At 36.2% G+C, this 20,226-nt stretch carries 17 protein-coding genes, 1 CRISPR repeat array and 1 other annotated feature; of the genes, 13 read left to right on the top strand and 4 right to left on the bottom strand.

Translation table 11 applies throughout. The features are described 5' to 3' along the window. Positions 1-21: 21 nt before the first annotated feature. The 5 genes from lon (at position 22) to DW114_RS12485 (ending at position 4,471) form a co-directional block, all read left to right on the top strand. On the top strand, positions 22-2,346 hold the full coding sequence (lon, locus tag DW114_RS12505) for an endopeptidase La (RefSeq protein ID WP_117454097.1): 2,325 nt from the start codon (positions 22-24) through the stop codon (positions 2,344-2,346). After that, positions 2,347-2,937, top strand: coding sequence for a ribosome biogenesis GTP-binding protein YihA/YsxC (gene yihA, locus DW114_RS12500; RefSeq protein ID WP_117454096.1), 591 nt, complete (start codon positions 2,347-2,349; stop codon positions 2,935-2,937). It begins immediately after the preceding gene. A 95-nt stretch (positions 2,938-3,032) separates the two neighbouring features. Next, positions 3,033-3,317 (top strand): DUF1648 domain-containing protein, encoded by a 285-nt coding sequence (locus DW114_RS12495; RefSeq protein WP_117454095.1) that lies wholly within the window; start codon positions 3,033-3,035, stop codon positions 3,315-3,317. A 1-nt stretch (position 3,318) separates the two neighbouring features. After that, entirely contained in the window at positions 3,319-3,612 is a 294-nt protein-coding gene (locus DW114_RS12490; RefSeq protein ID WP_117454094.1) for an autorepressor SdpR family transcription factor, read from the top strand. Beyond that, on the top strand, positions 3,590-4,471 hold the full coding sequence (locus tag DW114_RS12485; protein ID WP_158552258.1) for an SdpI family protein: 882 nt from the start codon (positions 3,590-3,592) through the stop codon (positions 4,469-4,471). The genes DW114_RS12490 and DW114_RS12485 overlap by 23 nt, the downstream gene beginning before the upstream one ends. 14 nt (positions 4,472-4,485) lie before the next feature. Here the strand turns inward: DW114_RS12485 and DW114_RS12480 are convergent, their stop codons facing one another. Then, complete coding sequence (locus DW114_RS12480; protein WP_117454092.1) at positions 4,486-5,121, bottom strand: hypothetical protein; 636 nt, start codon at positions 5,119-5,121, stop codon at positions 4,486-4,488. Positions 5,122-5,265: 144 nt separating this feature from the next. On the opposite strand from DW114_RS12480, the gene DW114_RS12475 reads away from it, so the two are divergent. From DW114_RS12475 to DW114_RS12465, 3 genes are all read left to right on the top strand, one after another. After that, a complete protein-coding gene (locus DW114_RS12475) occupies positions 5,266-6,018 on the top strand; it encodes a stage VI sporulation protein D (protein ID WP_117454091.1) in 753 nt (250 codons plus the stop codon). Positions 6,019-6,119: 101 nt separating this feature from the next. After that, positions 6,120-6,326, top strand: a binding site (T-box leader). Between the two features lie 33 nt (positions 6,327-6,359). Beyond that, on the top strand, positions 6,360-6,935 hold the full coding sequence (locus DW114_RS12470; protein ID WP_117454090.1) for a GNAT family N-acetyltransferase: 576 nt from the start codon (positions 6,360-6,362) through the stop codon (positions 6,933-6,935). Further along, a complete protein-coding gene (locus DW114_RS12465) occupies positions 6,919-9,540 on the top strand; it encodes a valine--tRNA ligase (RefSeq protein ID WP_117454089.1) in 2,622 nt (873 codons plus the stop codon). The genes DW114_RS12470 and DW114_RS12465 overlap by 17 nt, the downstream gene beginning before the upstream one ends. Before the next feature lie 86 nt (positions 9,541-9,626). Here DW114_RS12465 and DW114_RS12460 read toward each other — a convergent pair whose 3' ends face one another. After that, complete coding sequence (locus tag DW114_RS12460; protein ID WP_117454088.1) at positions 9,627-10,529, bottom strand: HD-GYP domain-containing protein; 903 nt, start codon at positions 10,527-10,529, stop codon at positions 9,627-9,629. 123 nt (positions 10,530-10,652) lie between these two features. Here DW114_RS12460 and DW114_RS22000 point away from each other — a divergent pair, with 123 nt between their 5' ends. Then, complete coding sequence (locus DW114_RS22000) at positions 10,653-10,784, top strand: hypothetical protein (RefSeq protein WP_255411903.1); 132 nt, start codon at positions 10,653-10,655, stop codon at positions 10,782-10,784. Positions 10,785-11,159: 375 nt separating this feature from the next. Beyond that, a CRISPR array of direct repeats spans positions 11,160-12,218; the repeat unit is 34 nt; unit sequence GTCATTATGCTATATGCATGATGTGGATTTAAAC. Between the two features lie 143 nt (positions 12,219-12,361). Here DW114_RS22000 and DW114_RS12455 read toward each other — a convergent pair. Continuing rightward, positions 12,362-14,104: a carbon starvation protein A gene (locus tag DW114_RS12455; protein ID WP_117454087.1), complete on the bottom strand. Its 1,743-nt coding sequence runs from the start codon at positions 14,102-14,104 to the stop codon at positions 12,362-12,364. Between the two features lie 559 nt (positions 14,105-14,663). On the opposite strand from DW114_RS12455, the gene DW114_RS12450 reads away from it, so the two are divergent. Both DW114_RS12450 and DW114_RS12445 read left to right on the top strand, forming a co-directional pair. After that, positions 14,664-15,734 carry a branched-chain amino acid aminotransferase gene (locus DW114_RS12450; protein WP_117454086.1) on the top strand — a complete coding sequence of 357 codons (1,071 nt, stop codon included), beginning with the start codon at positions 14,664-14,666 and terminating at the stop codon, positions 15,732-15,734. A 77-nt stretch (positions 15,735-15,811) separates the two neighbouring features. Next, positions 15,812-16,003, top strand: coding sequence for a hypothetical protein (locus tag DW114_RS12445; protein ID WP_117454085.1), 192 nt, complete (start codon positions 15,812-15,814; stop codon positions 16,001-16,003). A 37-nt stretch (positions 16,004-16,040) separates the two neighbouring features. Here DW114_RS12445 and DW114_RS12440 read toward each other — a convergent pair whose 3' ends face one another. Further along, a complete protein-coding gene (locus DW114_RS12440) occupies positions 16,041-17,153 on the bottom strand; it encodes an FAD:protein FMN transferase (protein ID WP_158552257.1) in 1,113 nt (370 codons plus the stop codon). Between the two features lie 257 nt (positions 17,154-17,410). Here DW114_RS12440 and DW114_RS12435 point away from each other — a divergent pair, with 257 nt between their 5' ends. Next, entirely contained in the window at positions 17,411-18,703 is a 1,293-nt protein-coding gene (locus tag DW114_RS12435) for an RnfABCDGE type electron transport complex subunit C (protein ID WP_117454084.1), read from the top strand. Positions 18,704-18,714: 11 nt separating this feature from the next. Further along, complete coding sequence (locus DW114_RS12430) at positions 18,715-20,217, top strand: RnfABCDGE type electron transport complex subunit D (protein ID WP_117454083.1); 1,503 nt, start codon at positions 18,715-18,717, stop codon at positions 20,215-20,217. The last annotated feature ends 9 nt before the right edge of the window (positions 20,218-20,226 follow it).

The following is a 20,226-nucleotide window of genomic DNA, read 5'->3' as shown; positions in this document are numbered from 1 at the left end:
ATAGAAAGGAGTGTAGGAATTATGAGTGAAGTAAATGAAACGCTGAACGTACGTTATCCTTTGGTATGTACAAGAGGTGTCATTGTATTCCCAAACCAGGAAATTGTGATTGATGTTGGTAGAGCTAAATCCTGTCATGCAGTTGAAGCTGCTCAGGAACAATACCAGGGTCAAGTCGTACTGGCTGCACAGCGAGATCTGACGGTGGAAGATCCAGATGTGAATGATTTATATTCCTTTGGTACTCTTTGTCAGATTAAACACATCCGCCGCATGGATGGATATTTACGTGTGAAATTCAGAGGTGTCAAACGTGTGGCACTGCATACGGTTGTAAATGATGAAAATATGATGGTTGTAGATGCGGAAGTAAAAGAAGATATTCATCAGGACGCGATGGAAGAAGTTGCTTTGGTAAGAAAAATTGCCAAACAATTTGAGGAAATCGAAAGTGTTTCTCAAACAATTCCAAAGGAAATGATCAATGAACTGGCAAAGGGTGTAAGTGCCCAACAGCTGGCTGATCAGATTTGTCAATTGTTCCCATTCACATTGGAACGTCGTGAAGAATTATTGGAAACTTTAGGCATTAATGATCGTTTATACATGATTTTACAGGAAATCGAAAGTGAAAAAGAACTTTCACAAATCGAAAATCGTATTAATGATAAAGTAAAAACAAGAATTGAAGAAGGACAAAAAGAATACTACCTGCGTGAAAAGATGCGCGCCATCAAAGAAGAATTAGGAGATGTTCCTGATACAGAAAAAGATGTCGATGCGATCCGTAAGCGTTTGGAAGAAAATCCTTATCCTGAAACTATCAAAGCAAAAGTAAAAGATGAATTATCCCGCTATGAAATGTTACCAGCTGCAAGTGGAGAAACTGGTGTGATCAAAACATATATCGACTGGTTGATGGATTTGCCTTGGTGGCAGGAAAGCAAGGATAATGAAGATTTGAATAAAGCTTCAGAAATTTTAGATGCAGATCACTATGGACTAGAAAAAATAAAAGAAAGAATTTTAGAATATCTGGCAGTAAAACAGATGACCAATTCTTTAAAAGCTCCAATTATCTGTTTGGTAGGTCCTCCTGGTGTTGGTAAAACATCTTTAGCGAAATCTGTCGCAAGAGCATTGGATCGTAAATTCGTAAAAATTTCTTTAGGTGGTGTGAAGGATGAATCTGAAATCAGAGGTCATCGTAGAACATACCTAGGAAGTATGCCAGGAAGATTTATTCAGGCAATGAAAAAAGCAGGCACCATCAATCCAGTATTCCTGATTGATGAAATCGATAAGATGGCAAGTGATTATAAAGGTGATCCTGCCAGTGCGATGCTTGAAGTATTAGATCCTGAACAAAACGAATACTTCTCAGATCACTATATTGAAGAAAGCTATGATTTAAGTAAGGTGTTGTTTATCGCAACAGCAAACTATTTGGAAAATATTCCAAATGCACTGCGTGATCGTCTGGAAATCATTGAATTATCTTCTTATACAGAACTTGAGAAAGTAGAAATTGCAAAACGCCATTTGGTACCTAAGCAGTTAAAAGAAAACGGTCTGAAGGAAAGTCAGTTAAAGATTGACGATGATATGATCAGCTTCCTGATTCGTTATTATACAAGAGAAAGTGGTGTACGTCAGTTAGAACGTGTAATTGCGACAGTTTGTCGTAAGAGTGTTTTAGCTATCTTAAAGGATAAGAAACGTTCTATCAAAGTCACAAAGAAACTTGTGAAGGAATGGCTGGGTAATGAAAAATTTGAGTATGGCAAACGTGAAATGAAAGATCAGGTAGGAACAGTTACTGGTCTTGCTTATACTGCGTTTGGCGGAGATGTATTACAAATTGAAGTTAACCACTTTGAAGGTAAAGGAAAATTGATCCTTACTGGACAACTTGGTGATGTCATGAAAGAAAGTGCATCTATTGCATATGACTATGTTCGTGCAAATTGCCAGAAATATAAAATCAAACCAGACATTTTTGAAAAGAATGATATTCATATTCATGTACCAGAAGGTGCAGTACCAAAAGATGGACCTAGTGCAGGTGTAACACTTACCACAGCACTTGTATCCAGCTTAAGCAATATTCCTGTCAAAGCGAATCTAGCAATGACGGGAGAAGTTACACTACGTGGAAATGTTCTTCCTATTGGAGGATTAAAAGAAAAATCCATGGCTGCACATCGTTGTGGCATTACGACTGTATTGATTCCAAAGGCAAATGTAAAAGATTTGGATGATGTACCTCAGACAGTAAAGGAAAGTGTAAACTTCATTCCTGTAGAACGTGTTTCTCAGGTTTTAGATGTTGCATTGGTTAAATAAATGATTACGTTTCAAAAAGCAGAACTGGTGGTTTCTGCACCAGATAAAAAGTCATGGCCGGAAACAGATTTGCCAGAAATCGTTCTTGCGGGCCGTAGTAACGTGGGAAAAAGCAGTTTCATCAATACCATGTGTGGAAGAAAAAAACTGGCTTACGTAGGAAATACACCTGGGAAAACTAGATTATTGAATTTCTTTAATCTGGATGATAAATATATGTTTGTCGATGTACCAGGATATGGCTATGCGAATATTTCAAAAACACAGTTGATGAAATTTGGTCAGATGATGGAAGATTATTTTGCGCAGCGTAAACAGAAAAAAGGTCTTGTCATTTTGGTAGATGCCCGTCATAAACCAACGGAGGATGATATCACAATGCTGGAATTTGCTCGTTATTATGAGATTCCTGTTGCTATCGTTGCGACAAAGACTGATAAGCTTCCAACAACGAAACTAAAAAATCAATTAAAGATGATTCGTAAAACATTAGAATTAAATGATGATGAACCGTTATTTCCATTCTCTGCAGAGAAAAAAGAAGGAATGGAAGCTGTATGGGATTATCTGATTCCAATATTTGAATCTTAAAGTGTGTCCATAAGGATGCACTTTTTCTTTACATATTCCATATCCTATGCTATTATATATTTAACTAATTAGTTAAATATTATGGAGGGTCACATATGTTAGAAAAAAAGAATATATGGTTTTTATGTCCAATTGTATTGATTATTATTTCATTGATTTTATACCCAAGACTGCCAGAAGATATCCCTATGCAGTTTAATATACATGGGGAAGCAAACTGGACATTGCCGAAAATGATTGGTTTATGGATCATGCCATGCTTACAAATCGTGTTATTATTATGGAATCGAAATAAAGAAAATAACAATGCAGGTCTGGTGGTTGTTTTATTAATGTTCATACAGCTGTTTGTGATGATCACAAGTCTTGGAGGTATATAAAATGGATGCATTTAAAGCAATCGCAGATCCCACACGCAGGGAAATATTAAATATGTTAAGTAAACAGGATATGAATGCTGGAGAAATAGCGGAGCATTTTCAAATGTCGAAACCTGCGATATCTAAACATTTGGATATCTTAAAAAACAGTGACTTAATCAGCTGTGAAAAGATGGGACAGTTTGTTGTTTATTCCATCAACACCACTGCTGTACAAAATATCTATCGAAAATTTTTAGAAGTATTTGATGGATTGGAGGGAGTTTTTCACAATGAATCTGCAGAAAAGAAATAATCTTCTTATATTGACTTGCAGCTGCATCATTTTATTTTTATGCATATGCAGTTTATGGATGAAATATATGACTTATCTGATTCCGGTTATCGCTATCATCACGAATATATTCTTATACAAAGATGCACCACAGACAACCCAATTATCAAAGCAAAATCGCAAAGTAGATGTATATCGCAGTATGGTTATTCTAAATATATTTGTGATGCTGATGGTGTTACTTTCCCTAATCATGGAATCTATTCTGCCACAATATCAGGAAAGCCTAAAAAATGCCCGTTATTTTCTGTTTATATTCTTTATGTTGATGTTTGGTAATCAGGCACCTCGTATCCCTTTTAACAGGCGGTTAGGACTTCGCTTGTCCTGGTGTATACAAGATGAAGCTTCTTGGCGCTATACGCATCGTATGGTAGGGTATTGCAGCATTATCAGTGCTGTATGCATGATGATCATGTATATCTTAGACAAACAATACCTGGGCTTGATTACAATGATCACAGGTCTGGTACTTGTGCCATCCATTCTTTCTTATATCGAGTACCACAAAAGAAACCCATTTACTGAAGTACGTAAGGCAATCTTTTTGATACCCTTAACACATTTCATATGTAATCTGGCATTATATCCATATTATCCTGATGCATTTCCTATGCAGCTGTCTTATCAGGGGGATGTAAATTATACACTTCCAAAGCTTTATGCGATTGCCTTGATGGCTGTAATTGAAGTCCTGTTGATCTTTTTCTATCAGAAATCGGATGTAAAAAGACAGTGGATATTAATATCTCTACTGGCATTATTATTCACATGCTTCAGTATTTATATATTGATCATGTATGGAAATTTTAATATATAAAGAAAAGGCGAAGATTATTCGCCTTTGTTTTCTTCTACTGCTAAAATCAGTTCTTTCGCATAAGGCAGCGTTGTGATCCAATCACATAAAGTGTGCCATTCTTCAAGTTTATGATTTCTTCTTGCATAATAGATATTCATTAATGTTTCATAATTCAAAGTACATGTCCGCATCTGGTTATAGCTGCTAGGCAATAACTGAATCATACTGTACCATACATCTTTATTTTTTGTTTCTACATACTCTAGACGAAGCTCTTCTAATACCGCAATCACACTTTTTAAACTCTCTAAAGCTTTTTCATTCATATGATCGTGAGAAAAATCATCTAACTCAAAAGGCTTACTGGCAATTTTATGCATGGTACTTGTAGAATTAGCAACCGTTGCCACCTTATATGTATCATATTCTTTCCACCAGTATAATGGAGCTGTAAAATCTACAGATACAAAAATCTGACGGATAAATTTACGATGATCACTTCCTGCACGAGCCAAACGCTGTGCTAAACTTAAATCATTTGGTCCCATAATGAATTTTCCATCTTCATCATAATAAGAATCCATACGATTCCAGCTATTCATCGGGTTTCTTGCGCCACGGATGGCATTTTCAAAATTCATGACAGCGTCACGTTCTATTTTAATCATTTCATCTACCTCATTTCTTGCTTGCATTTATTGTATCATAGAAAATTATTTTGGCATACGTAAAAAAAGTTTTTAATTTCACATACAACTTTCTATCATACTTGTCACTTCTGAAACATACATACCATTAGGAGGCATAACGATATGAAAACAATGAAGATAGAAAAACAGCTGTTATTTGCGGACAGTGTAAAACAGGTGATGAAGCTGCAGGTTCGTGATGGCTTGCAATATCAGATGGAAGAGGATGGCAAACGGGCAATTGGACCTTTGTTTATCAAAGGACAATATGAAGGAATGGATGGCAGTATCCAAAACTTTCAGGAAGTGCTGGATATGGATATCATGGCACCATCTGAAAAATTAGGCAATGGGGAGTTTTTTATTCAGATAGAGGATTATGAGGGTATTCCTGAAAATGATTCCATACATTTATATATTACCATGCGTATTCATGGCTTAAAAGAAGATCAAAAGGATGTTCAGGGGGAAGTCAGTAAGAAGGATATAAACAGTCATCAGGAAACAAATGCCAATGTCATCTTACAACAGCCAGTAGTACCAAAACAGCCTGAAATAGAAGAAATAAAACCAGAACCGACAGCTATAGAACCTGTGGAGGAAGCTGTAAGTAAAACAGAAACAATGGAAGATAAAGAGATTGCTGAAGAAGAGGAGTCACAGGAAGATGCAGCACCTATAACAGATACTTTTGATGAATTTGAAGATTTATTTGAAGACGCAGATACCACCTATACCAGTTATCGTATGATTGTGGCGCAGGAACAGGATACCTATGCATCCATTGCAAAGCGCTATGATGTGGATGAAGCAGCACTTCGATCTAATAATCATGATAAAGAAATCCATCATAAAACATTGGTAATCTTACCATAAGGCAGGTGACTTCCAAAGATATGGGAGTCGCTTTTCCTTATAATAACGGTTAATTTCAAAAAAGAGTTGAAATAAAAGTGCCATTTGTTTATAATAATGAGGTAAATACGGTGAACAGAAGGAGTACATATAAGGAAATCATAGAGAGCACATGGGCTGGTGGAACATGGCATGGAATTAGATGGAAGGTAGTCTGGGAGTTGGTTTTCTGAAAACACAGTAGGAAAATCCGTCAAAGCGCGTTAAGCTGTAATGAGGCATACATCGTATGTAAACTAAGGTGGTAACACGTCAATCACGTCCTTTGATTAGGACGTTTTTTTTATGAAGGAAGGTGTTTTATGCGATTAACAATGCCGGAAGTAGAAACAAAACGTTTATATCTTCGTCCTGTAGAAGAAGAGGATGCCTGTGATATGTTTGCATATTACAAAGATCCAGCGGTTATGAAGTATTTAACACTACAGCCCCATAAACATGTGGATGACACCTTAAAAGCAATCAAACAGTATTTATTGCCTTATGAAAAACGACAGGTGCCACAGACCTGGGTCATCGTATGGAAAGAAAATGAAAAGGTCATTGGTAATCTCAATATTCATACAGTGGAGGGAGATTGCGGACAGATCGGATACTTGCTTCATCAGGATTACTGGGGAAAAGGTATTATGAAAGAAGCAGTAGAGCAGCTTGTATATGTTGGCTTTAATCATATCGGACTTCATAGAATTGAAGCATTATATGATGTAGAGCATATCGCAAGTGGCAAAGTATTAGCGGCATGCGGCTTTGAAAAAGAAGGCGTATTACGACAATATGCAAAATTAAGTGATGGAAAATACCACGATATGGTAATTACTTCCATTTTAAGAGAAGAATGGCTGAAAGGAGTAAAGAAACATGAAGAAAGAACTTGATCCTAAATATGATCATTTAAAAGTTGAACAGGAACACTACAAAACATGGATTGACAAAGGATATTTTACAGCGGGGGATAAAAGCAAAGACCCTTTCTGTATCGTTATTCCACCACCAAATGTTACAGGGAAATTACACTTGGGACATGCATGGGATACAACATTACAGGATATCGTTGCCCGCTACAAACGTATGCAGGGATATGATATGTTATGGCTTCCAGGAATGGACCATGCAGGTATTGCCACACAGGCAAAAGTAGATGAACGCTTGAAAAACGAAGGCATCAGCCGTTATGATATCGGACGTGAAAAGTTTTTGGACCGTGCATGGGAATGGAAGGAAGAATATGCATCTACCATTCGTAAACAATGGGCAAAAATGGGACTTTCATTAGATTATACAAGAGAACGTTTTACACTAGATGAAGGCTTAAGTGAAGCAGTACGTAAAGTATTCGTAGACTTATATAACGATGGTCTGATCTATCAGGGAGAGCGAATCATCAACTGGGATCCACAGGCTAAAACTGCATTATCCAACATTGAAGTTATCCATAAAGAAATCGAAGGGGCAATGTATTACTTTAATTATAAAGTTGTAGAAACAGGGGCGAATCTAGTCATTGCGACAACCCGTCCAGAAACAATGTTTGCGGATCAGGCGATCTTTGTACATCCAGAAGATGAACGTTATAAAGATATCGTTGGTATGCATGTCATCAACCCTGCCAATGGAGAAGAATTACCAATCATGGCAGATGATTATATCGATATGTCTTTTGGTACTGCTGTTATGAAATGTACTCCAGCCCATGATCCTAATGACTTTGCGCTGGCTAAAAAATATGGTTTAAAGATGCCAATCTGTATGAATCCAGATGGCACAATGAATGAAATGGCACATAAGTATGCAGGCATGGATCGTTTTGCTTGTCGTAAAGCACTTGTAGAGGACTTTGAAAAAGCCGGTGTGGTAGATCACATTGAAAAACATATGCACCAAGTAGGACACTCTGAAAGAACAGGTGTAATCGTAGAACCATACTTATCAAAACAATGGTTTGTAAAAATGAAACCACTTGCTGAAGATGTATTAAAGAATCAGGAAGATGAAAATCAAAAAATTCACTTCTATCCTGTACGTTTTGAAAAGACGTTCCACCAGTGGCTGGAAAACATTGAAGACTGGTGTATCTCCCGTCAGTTGTGGTGGGGACATCGTATTCCTGCATGGTATCACAAAGAAACAGGTGAAATCTATGTAGGCATGGAGGATCCAAAAGATATCGAAAACTGGACACAGGATGAAGATGTATTGGATACATGGTTCTCCAGTGCTTTATGGCCTTTCTCAACACTTGGATGGCCAAATGAAACAGATGATTTAAATCGTTATTTCCCAAATGATCTGTTAGTTACAGGATATGATATTATCTTCTTCTGGGTAGCACGTATGGCGTTCCAGACAAGATATTGTATGCATAATCGCCCATTCAAGGATGTATTGATTCATGGTCTTGTCAGAGATTCACAGGGTAGAAAAATGTCTAAATCATTAGGCAATGGAATTGATCCAATGGATGTCATTGAAAAATATGGTGTAGATGCATTACGTTTCTTCCTAACGACAAACTCAACACCAGGGCAGGACTTACGTTTTATTGACACAAAAGTAGAAGCAAGCTGGAACTTTATCAATAAAATCTGGAATGCAAGTCGTTTTACGATGATGCAAGTTGGTGATATGACGTTGGAAGAAGTAGACTTAAGCAATGTGAATATCATTGATAAATGGATTTTAACACGTTTTAATGAAGTATTGGAAAATGTCACAAACAATATGGATAAATATGAATTCGCACTGGTTGGAAATGAATTATACAGCTTTATCTGGGATGATTTCTGTAGCTGGTATATCGAATTATCAAAAGCCGGCTTACAAAGTGATGATGCCCAGGCTGTAACTGCTGCGAAATCTACTTTGATTACAGTATTGAGTGGCATCATTCGCATGTTAGAACCATTTATGCCATTTGTCAGTGAAGAAATCTATTTAAGTATGCCTCACGCTTATGAAAGCATCAACAAGGAAGCATGGCCTGAAAAAGCAGAAATCACGATGAGTGAAGAAGAAATGGCTTCCGTAAAACAGTTGATTACGATGATAGAAGCAGTACGTGCAATCAAGGTAGATTATAACCTGAAACCAAGCATGGATATCAATGTCATGATCAAAGATGAAAAAGAAACATTAATGAAACCGGATGCTAAAATCAACGCGATCCTACAGAAAATGTGTCATGCCAGCTGGACAGCCCAGGAAAGCAGTGAAGAAATGGTAACTCGTCCAATTTTAAATGGTACATTATCCGTACCTTTGGCTAGTATTATCAATGTAGAAGAAGAAATCGAAAAACTAAGTAAAGAATTAAAACGTTTAACTGGTGAAATTAAACGTGGAGAGGGAATGTTAAGTAATCCAAACTTCGTAAATAAAGCACCAGAAGCAAAAGTAAATGCTGAAAAAGAAAAATTGGAGGGCTATCGCTCACAATATGCTATTGTAGAAAAACAGCTAGAAGAAATGAAGAAAAAAGCATAAATCAAAAAAAGAGGAAATCATGAGATGATGTGATTTCTTCTTTTTGTTTATATAATAAGCGATAGAATTCAAAAAAACAGCAGATTTTAAACATCTACTGTTTCAAGCTTATTTTCTTTCACAAGTCTTACTAATGCATTTAAAACGATTGGATCATATAAATGCTTTTGTGATATCATCAATTCCATTGCTTCATCAAAACTCATCTGGCGATTATACACACGATTGCTGGTCAGGGCATCAAAGACATCGGCGACAGCAACAATACGTGCATTAAAACATATTTTATCCTTTGTTAATCCATAAGGGTAGCCACTGCCATCCATACGTTCATGATGCTGTAAAGCAATATTTGCAATTTCTTCACCATGTGTTTTCTGTAACAACTTATAAGAATCGATTGGATGTTGTTTTATAATTTTATATTCCTCATCCGTCAATTTGCCTGGTTTTTGAAGAATTTCAATAGGTGTATAATATTTGCCAAGATCATGGAAGGTAGCTGCAGAACCAAGACTGAGAATATCATAAGAAGGATCAAGTTCAAGGGCAATAGCTACAGCATAGGTGCTGACTCTTCGTCCATGTCCTTTCGTATAACTGTCTTTTAACTCAACCTCAACAAGTTTGTTGAAACAGGCATTGGTTTCCTGAATTTTTTGATGATTGCTTTGAGATGAAATCATCAATAATTTACATGGTGTTATAGCCTTCGCAAAATATGATTCCACGATATCATATATCATAACGCTGTCATCTTTCTTTAACGTGAAAGATTCTAACGTTGATGTAAAATGTAATTCACCTTCTAAAACATATACAATGAATATTGTATCATCTTCGCCTTCTTCATGTGTGATACCCATATTTGTACCCTGATAGATATTGTAAATACCTAACTGTAGACGTGAATTTGTATAGATTTCTTCTGCACGTTGTTTTGTATCTTGCAAGATATCGGCGTTATGTCGGATTTCTGTAATCGTCATAGGATACTCCCCACTTTCAGAATTTTATTATATCGAAAATATCAGCGAAAAAGAAGATTATTTACAAAAAAAGAATTAAAAAATCGGAAATTGAAGCGATTACAATGGATAAGTGACAGATTTGTGATAAAATATAAATATAGTATAGGAACTTATTTTTCATTGCTGGCATATGCAGATGAACCAATTCAGCATGCGTGGTTTCTATCACCAATTGTGAATATGCAGGTTATTGTAGAAAATATGATGGAATAGTTTCATATAGATGAAACACAATTAGAAAACAAGAGATAAACCAATTTAGATATGGTCTATTCGGATATCCTTTATGGAGAAAAGAATGATATGTGTGATTGGTTGTTCACAAATTTCATTGTGATTTACAAGTCATGAAGAATGGAGAGCATTATTTCCAAACATCTCAACAGCTTGCATATCATACTAAATGCTTAAACAATCATCTTATTTAAACGCTTGCGAACCTTAAGCTCACATGATATTCCTAGGACATTCGCGCATGGAGATATCTTATTTTGCACTATATGTATCGAAATGAAAAAAAGATTTAAAATCATGCGTTGAAAAGCAAAAAAAATTGTTTCATTAGCGTATGATTCTAACAATTTTGCGGTCATTATGCTATATGCATGATGTGGATTTAAACTGGTCATTAAAATTTTCTGTGCCTGATTGTCCAGGTCATTATGCTATATGCATGATGTGGATTTAAACATTTCGTGAGCTGTATACTCGTAAGAAACCATAGCGTCATTATGCTATATGCATGATGTGGATTTAAACGAAAACCTCTGCTGACGGAGGAGATGGTGTCCCCGGTCATTATGCTATATGCATGATGTGGATTTAAACTGATAGTAGGTGGAAATTATGGTAGCACGGTAGAGTCATTATGCTATATGCATGATGTGGATTTAAACATTTTGACCAATAATGCTAAAACGCCACCAAGTAAGTCATTATGCTATATGCATGATGTGGATTTAAACACACTATGACGGAGACGGCCATAAAAGCCGCCTGTCATTATGCTATATGCATGATGTGGATTTAAACAAGAAAGTAAAAATGTCGCTCCCATCCGACCAAGGGTCATTATGCTATATGCATGATGTGGATTTAAACTTTTTTAGGTACGATACACACTTGTATATAGTCATGGTCATTATGCTATATGCATGATGTGGATTTAAACTTCGAATACGTTTCCCCATTGATTACTATTTAAGTCATTATGCTATATGCATGATGTGGATTTAAACAAGTATGGCAAAGAGGTGTTTCAATTGCTGTTAAGTCATTATGCTATATGCATGATGTGGATTTAAACTATGATAGACCAACCAAATAATCCAAACTGCCAGCGTCATTATGCTATATGCATGATGTGGATTTAAACGATAAGATTAAGATTTTTTTTATACATCTTAAAGGTCATTATGCTATATGCATAATGTGGATTTAAACTTTACTTCTAATTGCTTTTGGTTTACAGTTACTTTGTCATTATGCTATATGCATAATGTGGATTTAAACTGTTATTCCTGATTTTTTAATAAGATAAAAAGAGTCATTATGCTATATGCATAATGTGGATTTAAACCTATTTTAAAAATACCATCTATATATATTGTTTCGTCATTATGCTATATGCGTAATGTGAATCTAACGATTAGCACCGGTGCTAATGAACCATTTGCAACTGTTGTTATACTTTATACGGCAATGATTGAAGCATTGTATCGTTGTAAATGTCTTGAATTTAAACTAAAAAAGATATCACATCCGATTTGGATATGATATCTTCAAAATGTTTAAGCTTTACTATCTGCCAGAACGGTTTTAGTTTCTGGCTTTTCTTCTTCATTGAATAACTTTTTACCTGAACAGAAGGTAATCATTAAGCCTAATGCCACAAGTAGAACAGCGAAGATTAATTGTAAACCATCTGTCATAAATACGAAACCACCATTAACAAATAATTTCAAACAGATATTGTAGATAGATAAACCAAGTGATGTCATAGTACAAATTAACATCAGGGTCATAGGTACATATAACATCCATCCTTTTCTTCCAGTGACTTTTAAGAATACAGATAATGATACAAGAACCATAGCGCCTAATAACTGGTTAGCACTACCGAATAATGGCCAGATATTATTATATCCACCAAGTGATAATAAATAGCCACCAGCTAATGTAATTAAAGTTGCAACATATTTGTTTGTCGCAAATTTTACAAGTGGACTTGCTTCTTTTCCTTCTTCAACTTCAAAGAATTCCTGAAAAGACATACGACCGATTCTTGCGACAGCATCTAAAGATGTTAAAGCCAGGGCTGAAACAAACATTGTCATAACACACATGCCGACTTCCTGAGGTAGGCCGAATTTACTTAACAGTCCAGTTACACCAACGGAGAATTTCGTGAATGGTGTAGCTGTATCTGCAAGTGCAATACCAGCAAGGCCAGCATCTAAAGTACCATTGCTTGCCATAGCAGTTAAAGATCCAACAACTACGATAACAAGAACAGCTAATAATGATTCTAGTAACATGGAACCATATCCAACTTGTAACATATCTTTTTCGTTTTTGATTTGCTTAGAACTTGTTTCGCTGGATACCAGAGAATGGAAACCACTTACAGCACCACATGCAATCGTGATAAATAAAGTAGGGAACATATAAGAACCATTCTTTGCGACAAAACCTGTGAATGCAGGGGTTGTAATACTTGGATTACTGATCAATACACCAATAACAGCACCAGCAATCATTGCGATAAATAAGAAGGTTGTCAAATAATCACGAGGTTGTTTCAATAACCACATTGGTGTAACACTGGCAAAGAATATATAGATGAATACAACATAGATCCATACATTCTTACTGAAATATAATGGGAAGGCGATACCACCAGCCAACATGGCAATGATAAGTATAATGCCCATCAATGCTTGTTTCCAACCACCAATTTTGGTTTTCTTCAGGAATAAACCAAAGGCAATCGCAACAACGATATATAACATGGAAATAGATGCTGCAGCGGCATTTGGCTGAAGTTTGGCTCCATCAGCGCTAAACCCGTTGAATGTTCCAGCTACCATGTCTGCGAAAGCTGCGATAACTAATAATGTAAACAGCCAGCAGAACAAGAAAAATAATTTCTTTCCAGCTTTTCCAATGTATTGTTCAATGACACCACCCATGGATTTACCATGGCTTTTAACTGATGCATATAATGCACCGAAATCCTGTACAGCTCCAAAGAAAATGCCTCCCAGCAATACCCATAAAAATGCTGGCAGCCAGCCAAACATCATTGCCATAACAGGACCAGTTACTGGACCTGCACCTGCAATACTTGAGAACTGATGTGCAAATACCTCCCATTTATTGCTTGGTACAAAATCGACACCATCTTCTTTTTCATAAGCTGGTGTTTTTGCTTTGGGATCAATACCCCATGTTTTTGCCAGGTAACGACCATATAATAAGTACGCTCCTGCCAATACAATGATTGCAATACCTAAAATTGCTAATCCACTCATACAAATTTCCTCACTTTCCTAAATACAAGGGTAAATAAAAAGGTTCTCGCTTAGATTCTAAGACGAAAACCTGAATGTTTACGCGGTACCACTTAGTTTGCAAATACATGCCCCTTTACCATATCGTGTGCAATATGATTTCCTGTAACGTGGAATGACGGTATCCCTTACTGATAGTCAATATGACTACGTTCTGTTTACTGCTCACAAGTGAGATGCATAAGCTCCACCTGTTTACTTGCAGCAATACGTAAACTCTCTGTAAGGCGGATAACCTATGCAATATGTCTTGTTCATTGCATTTACCCTTGTTCGCCACTTATCTTACACCTGCTTTTTTGTGATGTCAATATAAAATTGAAAAAATATGAAAATCGTGTAATTTGTTACATTTCTTTATATATGTGATAAAACAATGATTTTATTTGACATAAAAGGGAAGTAAGATGCACTTTAAAACTTATATTAATGAAAAAGTTATGAAAGTTTATGAAAATTTATTGACTTATAAAGCAAATGGGTGTAATCTAAAACCACAAGTGTAAGGGAGAGTGTAGTTATGGAAATCGAATATGTAAAAGCAAAAACACTAAAAGAAAAACCAGCCTGGGATCAAAACTTAGGATTCGGTAAATATTTTACAGATTATATGTTTACAATGGACTGGACAGTTGAAAAAGGATGGCACAATGCAAAAATTGAACCATATGCACCGATTTGTATGGATCCTGCGGCAATGGTATTGCATTATGCACAGGAAACATTTGAAGGCTTGAAAGCCTATAAGACAAAAGATGGAAGAATTTTATTATTCCGTCCAGAAATGAATGCAAGACGTTTTGCGAATAGTAATCGTCGTTTGTGTATGGAAGTATTGCCGGAAGATATGTTTGTAGAAGCAATTGAAAAGCTGGTAGCTTATGAATCTGACTGGATTCCTACAGCAGAAGGAACTTCCTTATATATCAGACCATTTATGTTCGCAAATGAAGCAGCTGTTGGTGTACATCCAAGTAATGCTTATAAATTTGTCATTATTTTATCACCAGTTGGTGCTTATTATCCAGAAGGTGTAAATCCTGTTAAAATCTTTGTTGAAGATGAATATGTCAGAGCAACAAAAGGTGGTACTGGATTTACAAAATGTGGTGGTAACTATGCCGCTAGTATTGCTGCACAGGTAAAAGCAGAAAAACTTGGTTATACACAGGTTCTATGGTTAGATGGTGTTGAACGTAAATATGTTGAAGAAGTAGGAACTATGAATGTTATGTTCAAGATTGATGGAAAAATCGTGACTGCACCATGTGATGGAACAGTACTTCCTGGTGTAACTCGTGATTCAATTATTCATTTATTAAAATCTTGGGGTTATGAAGTAGAAGAACGTCATCTTGCAATTGATGATTTGATGGAAGCTGGCAAGACTGGTCATTTGGAAGAAGCATTTGGTACTGGTACAGCAGCGGTTATCTCACCGGTTGGAGAATTGAATTATAAAGGTGAAATCGTAACAATCAATAATTTCAAAACAGGAGAGCTTACACAGAAATTATATGATACATTAACTGGTATTCAATGGGGTAATGTAGAAGATAATTTTGGATGGACAAGAGTTGTTAAAAAATAAAGTGATAACAGGTGGATGTTTATAAAATATCCATCTTTTTTATGTTATTTTAAAGGAAAGAAACGGGAGGGATATGAATGAACTGGGGAGATTATAAAGAAACAGCAAAAGGACCATATGGTAAAATTGGTCTTTTAGATGGAAAATTTGATAAATGGAAAGACTTAAAATCATTTTGGGAAACGTTACGTTATCGCAAAACGGATTATATTGGTTACTTTCGTACATGGGAGTTTTATAAGAATGAAAAGGTAAAGAAAAAGCTATGATATTTGACATTTGAATTAAGATGTCATCATCACAGCTTTATTTAATATTGGTATGTTCTTTTAAACCATCACTCATTGCGATGTGATAGCCTTTTACATCAATTGTATCTGCACCTTTTTCAGGTTTTACTTGATCATCATATACCCAGATTGCTTCTACACTGAAACCTTCTTTTGCCTGAAGGTTTTTTAATAAGGCAGTTCCTTCTTCATAGGTCATGGTATATAAAGTTGTAGATAAAATATCTGCGATACCGCTATCTTTACATATTACAGTTACACTTCTTGCATGTTTTGCAGGAAAGAGGGTATCTGGATCGATAATATGATGCATAATTTCATTTTTATACATATAGTAACGTTGATAATCACCACTGGTCACAAATGAATTAGATTCACTGAATTTTAAAGATAATAATGAATCACTGGACAGTTCGTTTGCATTTGGAATCTGAAGACCAACACTCCATGCATCACCATCTGGTTTTTCTCCAATCAGACGAACATTGCCGCCTGCATTGATGATGCCATGCTTCAATCCATCAGCTTCTAATTTCTTGGCAACCTTTTCAACTGTGAATCCTTTCGCAACACCCCCGACATCTAAGGATGTGTTTTTGTCCTTAATATAAACGGTGCTGTCTTTTTCATTGATTTCTATTTTATCCCAGCCACTGTCTTTTTCAGCTTTTTCAAGTTCTGCTTTGGAAGGAATACGACTTTCTTTTCCTTCTTCATTGGCTTTTACACCTTCATCTCGATAGTCGTGCCAGATATTTAACACTTCTCCCATCGTGATATCAAATTGATGATTACTGATTTCGTAATATTTTTTAGAAAGATTCAGTAACTCAATAATTTCCTTATCTACTTTCACTGGTTTGATACCAGCCTGATCGTTGATAGTTTTGATATTATGGGTACCTTCATAATCATTATATTTATCGAACAGTTTATCATAGCGTTTAAATTCTTTCTTTAAATCACTGGCGTATTCTTCAAATTGTGCTTCGTTTGTGGTATATCCTGTAAAATTAACAAACGTATCAAATCCAACATCTGTCATGGTTGTGGTATGTTTGCTGACTGCTTTTTCACTGCATGCGCTCATTGTAAACAAAACAAGTAGTACACAAATTAATTTTTTCATTTCTTCATCACCGTCCCTTATTATAGCCGACATTGTATTATAAATACAAGAAAAACATTTTCCTATCTTATTAATATATATAAATTGGAAAGGAATGGGGATATGTTCTCAGCAGGATATACAATCTATAAGAATTGTAACAAAAATTAAAAAAATTGCTTTTTCTTGGCACATGATAATGCTATAATAAGAACTGTATGTGGAAAACACAGCCACATGATAAATAGAAAATCTTAGAGAAAGGTAAGGTGACTATGATGTCATTGTTTAAAGGTCCAATGCGTCAGCACATACAAGGTTTCAAAGATTTGACGGATCATAGTGATATCCAGGAAGTAAAAGCAGGCAAGGAAGTATATATTCCTTTGGTTGCCGGAGCTGCAAAAAACTTTGAAATGTTTGTAAAAGAGGGCGACAAGGTTGCCGTTGGAACAAAGCTTGCCGAGTGCAATGAACGCAATGTGGTTCCTATTTATTCCAGTGTGAGTGGTACGGTAAAGGGTATTCAGAAGATTATGCATTCTTCATTAAAACCAGCTGATCACATTGTAATAGAGAATGACGGGGAATATCGAAAAGAACAGTCTTTCGATACGTTGGATTATAAAACTGCCAGCAAAGATGAATTGGTAGATTTTATGATGAATGCCGGTATTATTGGTTTAGGAGGTGCAGGATTCCCTGCATATATTAAGTACAAGTTTGCGAAAAATGTTGAAAAACTGATTATCAATGCAGTTGAATGTGAGCCATATATCACTGCAGACTACAAAATGATTTTTGCAAATAAGGAAGATTTCGTAACTGGTATTGCGGCTATGAAAAAGATGGCAGATGCACCTGAGGTTTGCATTGCTATCAAGAAAACACACCCTGATTTGATTTCATTTGTGGAAGAAGCAATCAAAGGCATGGAGGGTGTTAAAGTTACACCTGTACCAGATGTATATCCTATGGGCTGGGAACGTACACTGGTAAGAGAATTGATTCATAAAGAATATGATAAACTGCCAGGAGAAGTTGGTGCTGTTGTGAATAATGCATCTACTGCAATTGCATTTGGTAGAGCATTAAGCAAAGGTATGCCAATTACTGAAAAAGTGTTGACAGTATCTGGAAATGCAGTTAAAAACCCTGTAAATGTCAGAGTACCTGTTGGTGTTCCAGCAAGTGAAGTCATTGCTGCATGTGGTGGTTACACCAGCGAAGATGTAAAACTGATTGCAGGTGGACCTATGATGGGTAAAACAATCGTAAATGATAAATTCGTTATCGATCGTAATATGAACGCATTGACTGTTCTGGAAAATAAACCATTTGATTCTGTAGCATGTTTACGCTGTGGTAAATGTTCTGATCATTGTCCTGCTGGACTACAGCCGGTTAGAATTGCACAGGCAGTAAAAACAAAAGATAAAAAAGCCATGGAAAATCTATGTGCCATGGATTGTATTGAATGTGGTCTTTGTACCTATATCTGTCCATCACGTTTAAATGTTACAGAAAATGTGAGAACAGCAAAACGCCAGTTGATGCTGGCTAAGAAGTAAGGAGGGGCATCATGAAATTTAATTTTAATGCATCACCTAACTTACGTCAGGCACAAAGCACGAAACGCATCATGTTAGAGTTGATGATTGGTTTATTGGTAGTATTCGCCTTCTCTTTGGTATACTACAATAATGCATGGGGTATGGATTACGCTATGCAGGCTGTCAAACTGATGGTCGTATCTTTAGTGGTTGCACTGGTTACGGAATCAGCTTGGGCATTTTTCACGAAGAAAGAAAACAAATTTGATCTTACATATTTAAAGAACTATTTGTCAGGAAGCTTTGGCTGGATTACAGCTATTATACTGACATTGATGTGCAAGATTGATATCACACCATATGCATTAGGTGTATCAACATTCTTTGCCATCTTCTTTGCAAAACTGTTATTTGGTGGTTTTGGAAATAACATTTTCAACCCGGCAGCCGTTGGTAGAGCTATCGTATTTGCAACCTTTATGGGCGCAACAACCGATGTTGTCACAAGTGCAACACCTACAACGATGATTGCTTCTGAATTCAACTGGTTGGTCATTAAACCAGAAATGATTACGGAAATGATGGAAAAACTGGGTGGATTTAAAGATTTATTTATTGGATGGTATCCTGGAGCAATCGGTGAAACAAGTGCATTGATCATTTTATTGGTCGGTGTGGTACTTGCTATCCGTAAAGTAATTGACTGGCGTGTACCAACGATTTATCTTGGAAGTATCTTTGTATTGACAGCGGCTATCGCTTTGATGCGTGGAGTTGGTTCTTATAATGGTCTGCCTGGATTTATCTGGTATCCATTATTACATGTATTAACTGGTGGTGTTGTATTTGGTGCAATCTTTATGTTGACAGATCCTGTTACATCTCCAACGAGTGCACAGGGACGTTGTATCTTTGCATTAGGTGCAGCAATCATTACTGTATTGATCCGTGTAAAAGCAAATCTTCCAGAAGGATGTTTATATTCTATCCTGATGATGAACATGTTGACACCAATGATTGAAAAAGCATTGGAAGGAAAACAATTGGTTTTACGTAAAAAAGCAAGCATTATCTTTGGCGTTGTGGCAGTAGTAGGACTTGGTGCTACATTACTTGCCGGCAGTGTTGTGGAAGCAAAAGAACCTGCTCCACAGGTATTTGTTTCTACAAAAGATGCAGATGTTGATAAATTCAAAGCGGAAGTTACAGAACAATTTGTAAATTCTGATGGATCTACAACATATCGTGTAAAAGCACAAGGATATGCATCTATTCAAAAACCAGATGTATACAATGAATTTGAAATCATTGTAAAAGATAAGAAAATCGTTTCTTTAACTCCTACAAAAGTTAATGATACAGAATATGTTGGAGATCGCATCTTGGCTGAAGATTTCACAAAACAGTTTAAAGATGCCGACCTGACAAAAGATGTACAGGTAGAAGTTAATGATGTTGTTACTGGCGCTACATTCTCCACAAAATCAGCCGTTCGTGCGGTTAAAGAAGTGCAGAATGTAATGGGAAATTAGGAGGTAAGC

The organism is Absiella sp. AM09-50 (assembly GCF_003433845.1).
Taxonomy (GTDB): Bacteria; Bacillota_I; Bacilli_A; order Erysipelotrichales; family Erysipelotrichaceae; genus Hoskinsella; species Hoskinsella hominis.
This window is presented reverse-complemented; position numbering and strand designations above follow the sequence as displayed.

What these genes read in the sequence shown, in the direction of transcription:
- DW114_RS12465 (WP_117454089.1), top strand. Translation starts at nt 6,919, where the DNA reads ATGAAGAAAGAACTTGATCCTAAATATGATCATTTAAAAGTTGAACAG.
- DW114_RS12460 (WP_117454088.1), bottom strand. Translation starts at nt 10,529, where the DNA reads ATGACGATTACAGAAATCCGACATAACGCCGATATCTTGCAAGATACA.
- DW114_RS12475 (WP_117454091.1), top strand. Translation starts at nt 5,266, where the DNA reads ATGAAAACAATGAAGATAGAAAAACAGCTGTTATTTGCGGACAGTGTA.
- DW114_RS12450 (WP_117454086.1), top strand. Translation starts at nt 14,664, where the DNA reads ATGGAAATCGAATATGTAAAAGCAAAAACACTAAAAGAAAAACCAGCC.
- DW114_RS12440 (WP_158552257.1), bottom strand. Translation starts at nt 17,153, where the DNA reads ATGAAAAAATTAATTTGTGTACTACTTGTTTTGTTTACAATGAGCGCA.
- DW114_RS12445 (WP_117454085.1), top strand. Translation starts at nt 15,812, where the DNA reads ATGAACTGGGGAGATTATAAAGAAACAGCAAAAGGACCATATGGTAAA.
- DW114_RS12435 (WP_117454084.1), top strand. Translation starts at nt 17,411, where the DNA reads ATGTCATTGTTTAAAGGTCCAATGCGTCAGCACATACAAGGTTTCAAA.
- lon (WP_117454097.1), top strand. Translation starts at nt 22, where the DNA reads ATGAGTGAAGTAAATGAAACGCTGAACGTACGTTATCCTTTGGTATGT.
- DW114_RS12490 (WP_117454094.1), top strand. Translation starts at nt 3,319, where the DNA reads ATGGATGCATTTAAAGCAATCGCAGATCCCACACGCAGGGAAATATTA.
- DW114_RS12455 (WP_117454087.1), bottom strand. Translation starts at nt 14,104, where the DNA reads ATGAGTGGATTAGCAATTTTAGGTATTGCAATCATTGTATTGGCAGGA.
- yihA (WP_117454096.1), top strand. Translation starts at nt 2,347, where the DNA reads ATGATTACGTTTCAAAAAGCAGAACTGGTGGTTTCTGCACCAGATAAA.
- DW114_RS12430 (WP_117454083.1), top strand. Translation starts at nt 18,715, where the DNA reads ATGAAATTTAATTTTAATGCATCACCTAACTTACGTCAGGCACAAAGC.
- DW114_RS12495 (WP_117454095.1), top strand. Translation starts at nt 3,033, where the DNA reads ATGTTAGAAAAAAAGAATATATGGTTTTTATGTCCAATTGTATTGATT.
- DW114_RS12485 (WP_158552258.1), top strand. Translation starts at nt 3,590, where the DNA reads ATGAATCTGCAGAAAAGAAATAATCTTCTTATATTGACTTGCAGCTGC.
- DW114_RS12480 (WP_117454092.1), bottom strand. Translation starts at nt 5,121, where the DNA reads ATGATTAAAATAGAACGTGACGCTGTCATGAATTTTGAAAATGCCATC.
- DW114_RS12470 (WP_117454090.1), top strand. Translation starts at nt 6,360, where the DNA reads ATGCGATTAACAATGCCGGAAGTAGAAACAAAACGTTTATATCTTCGT.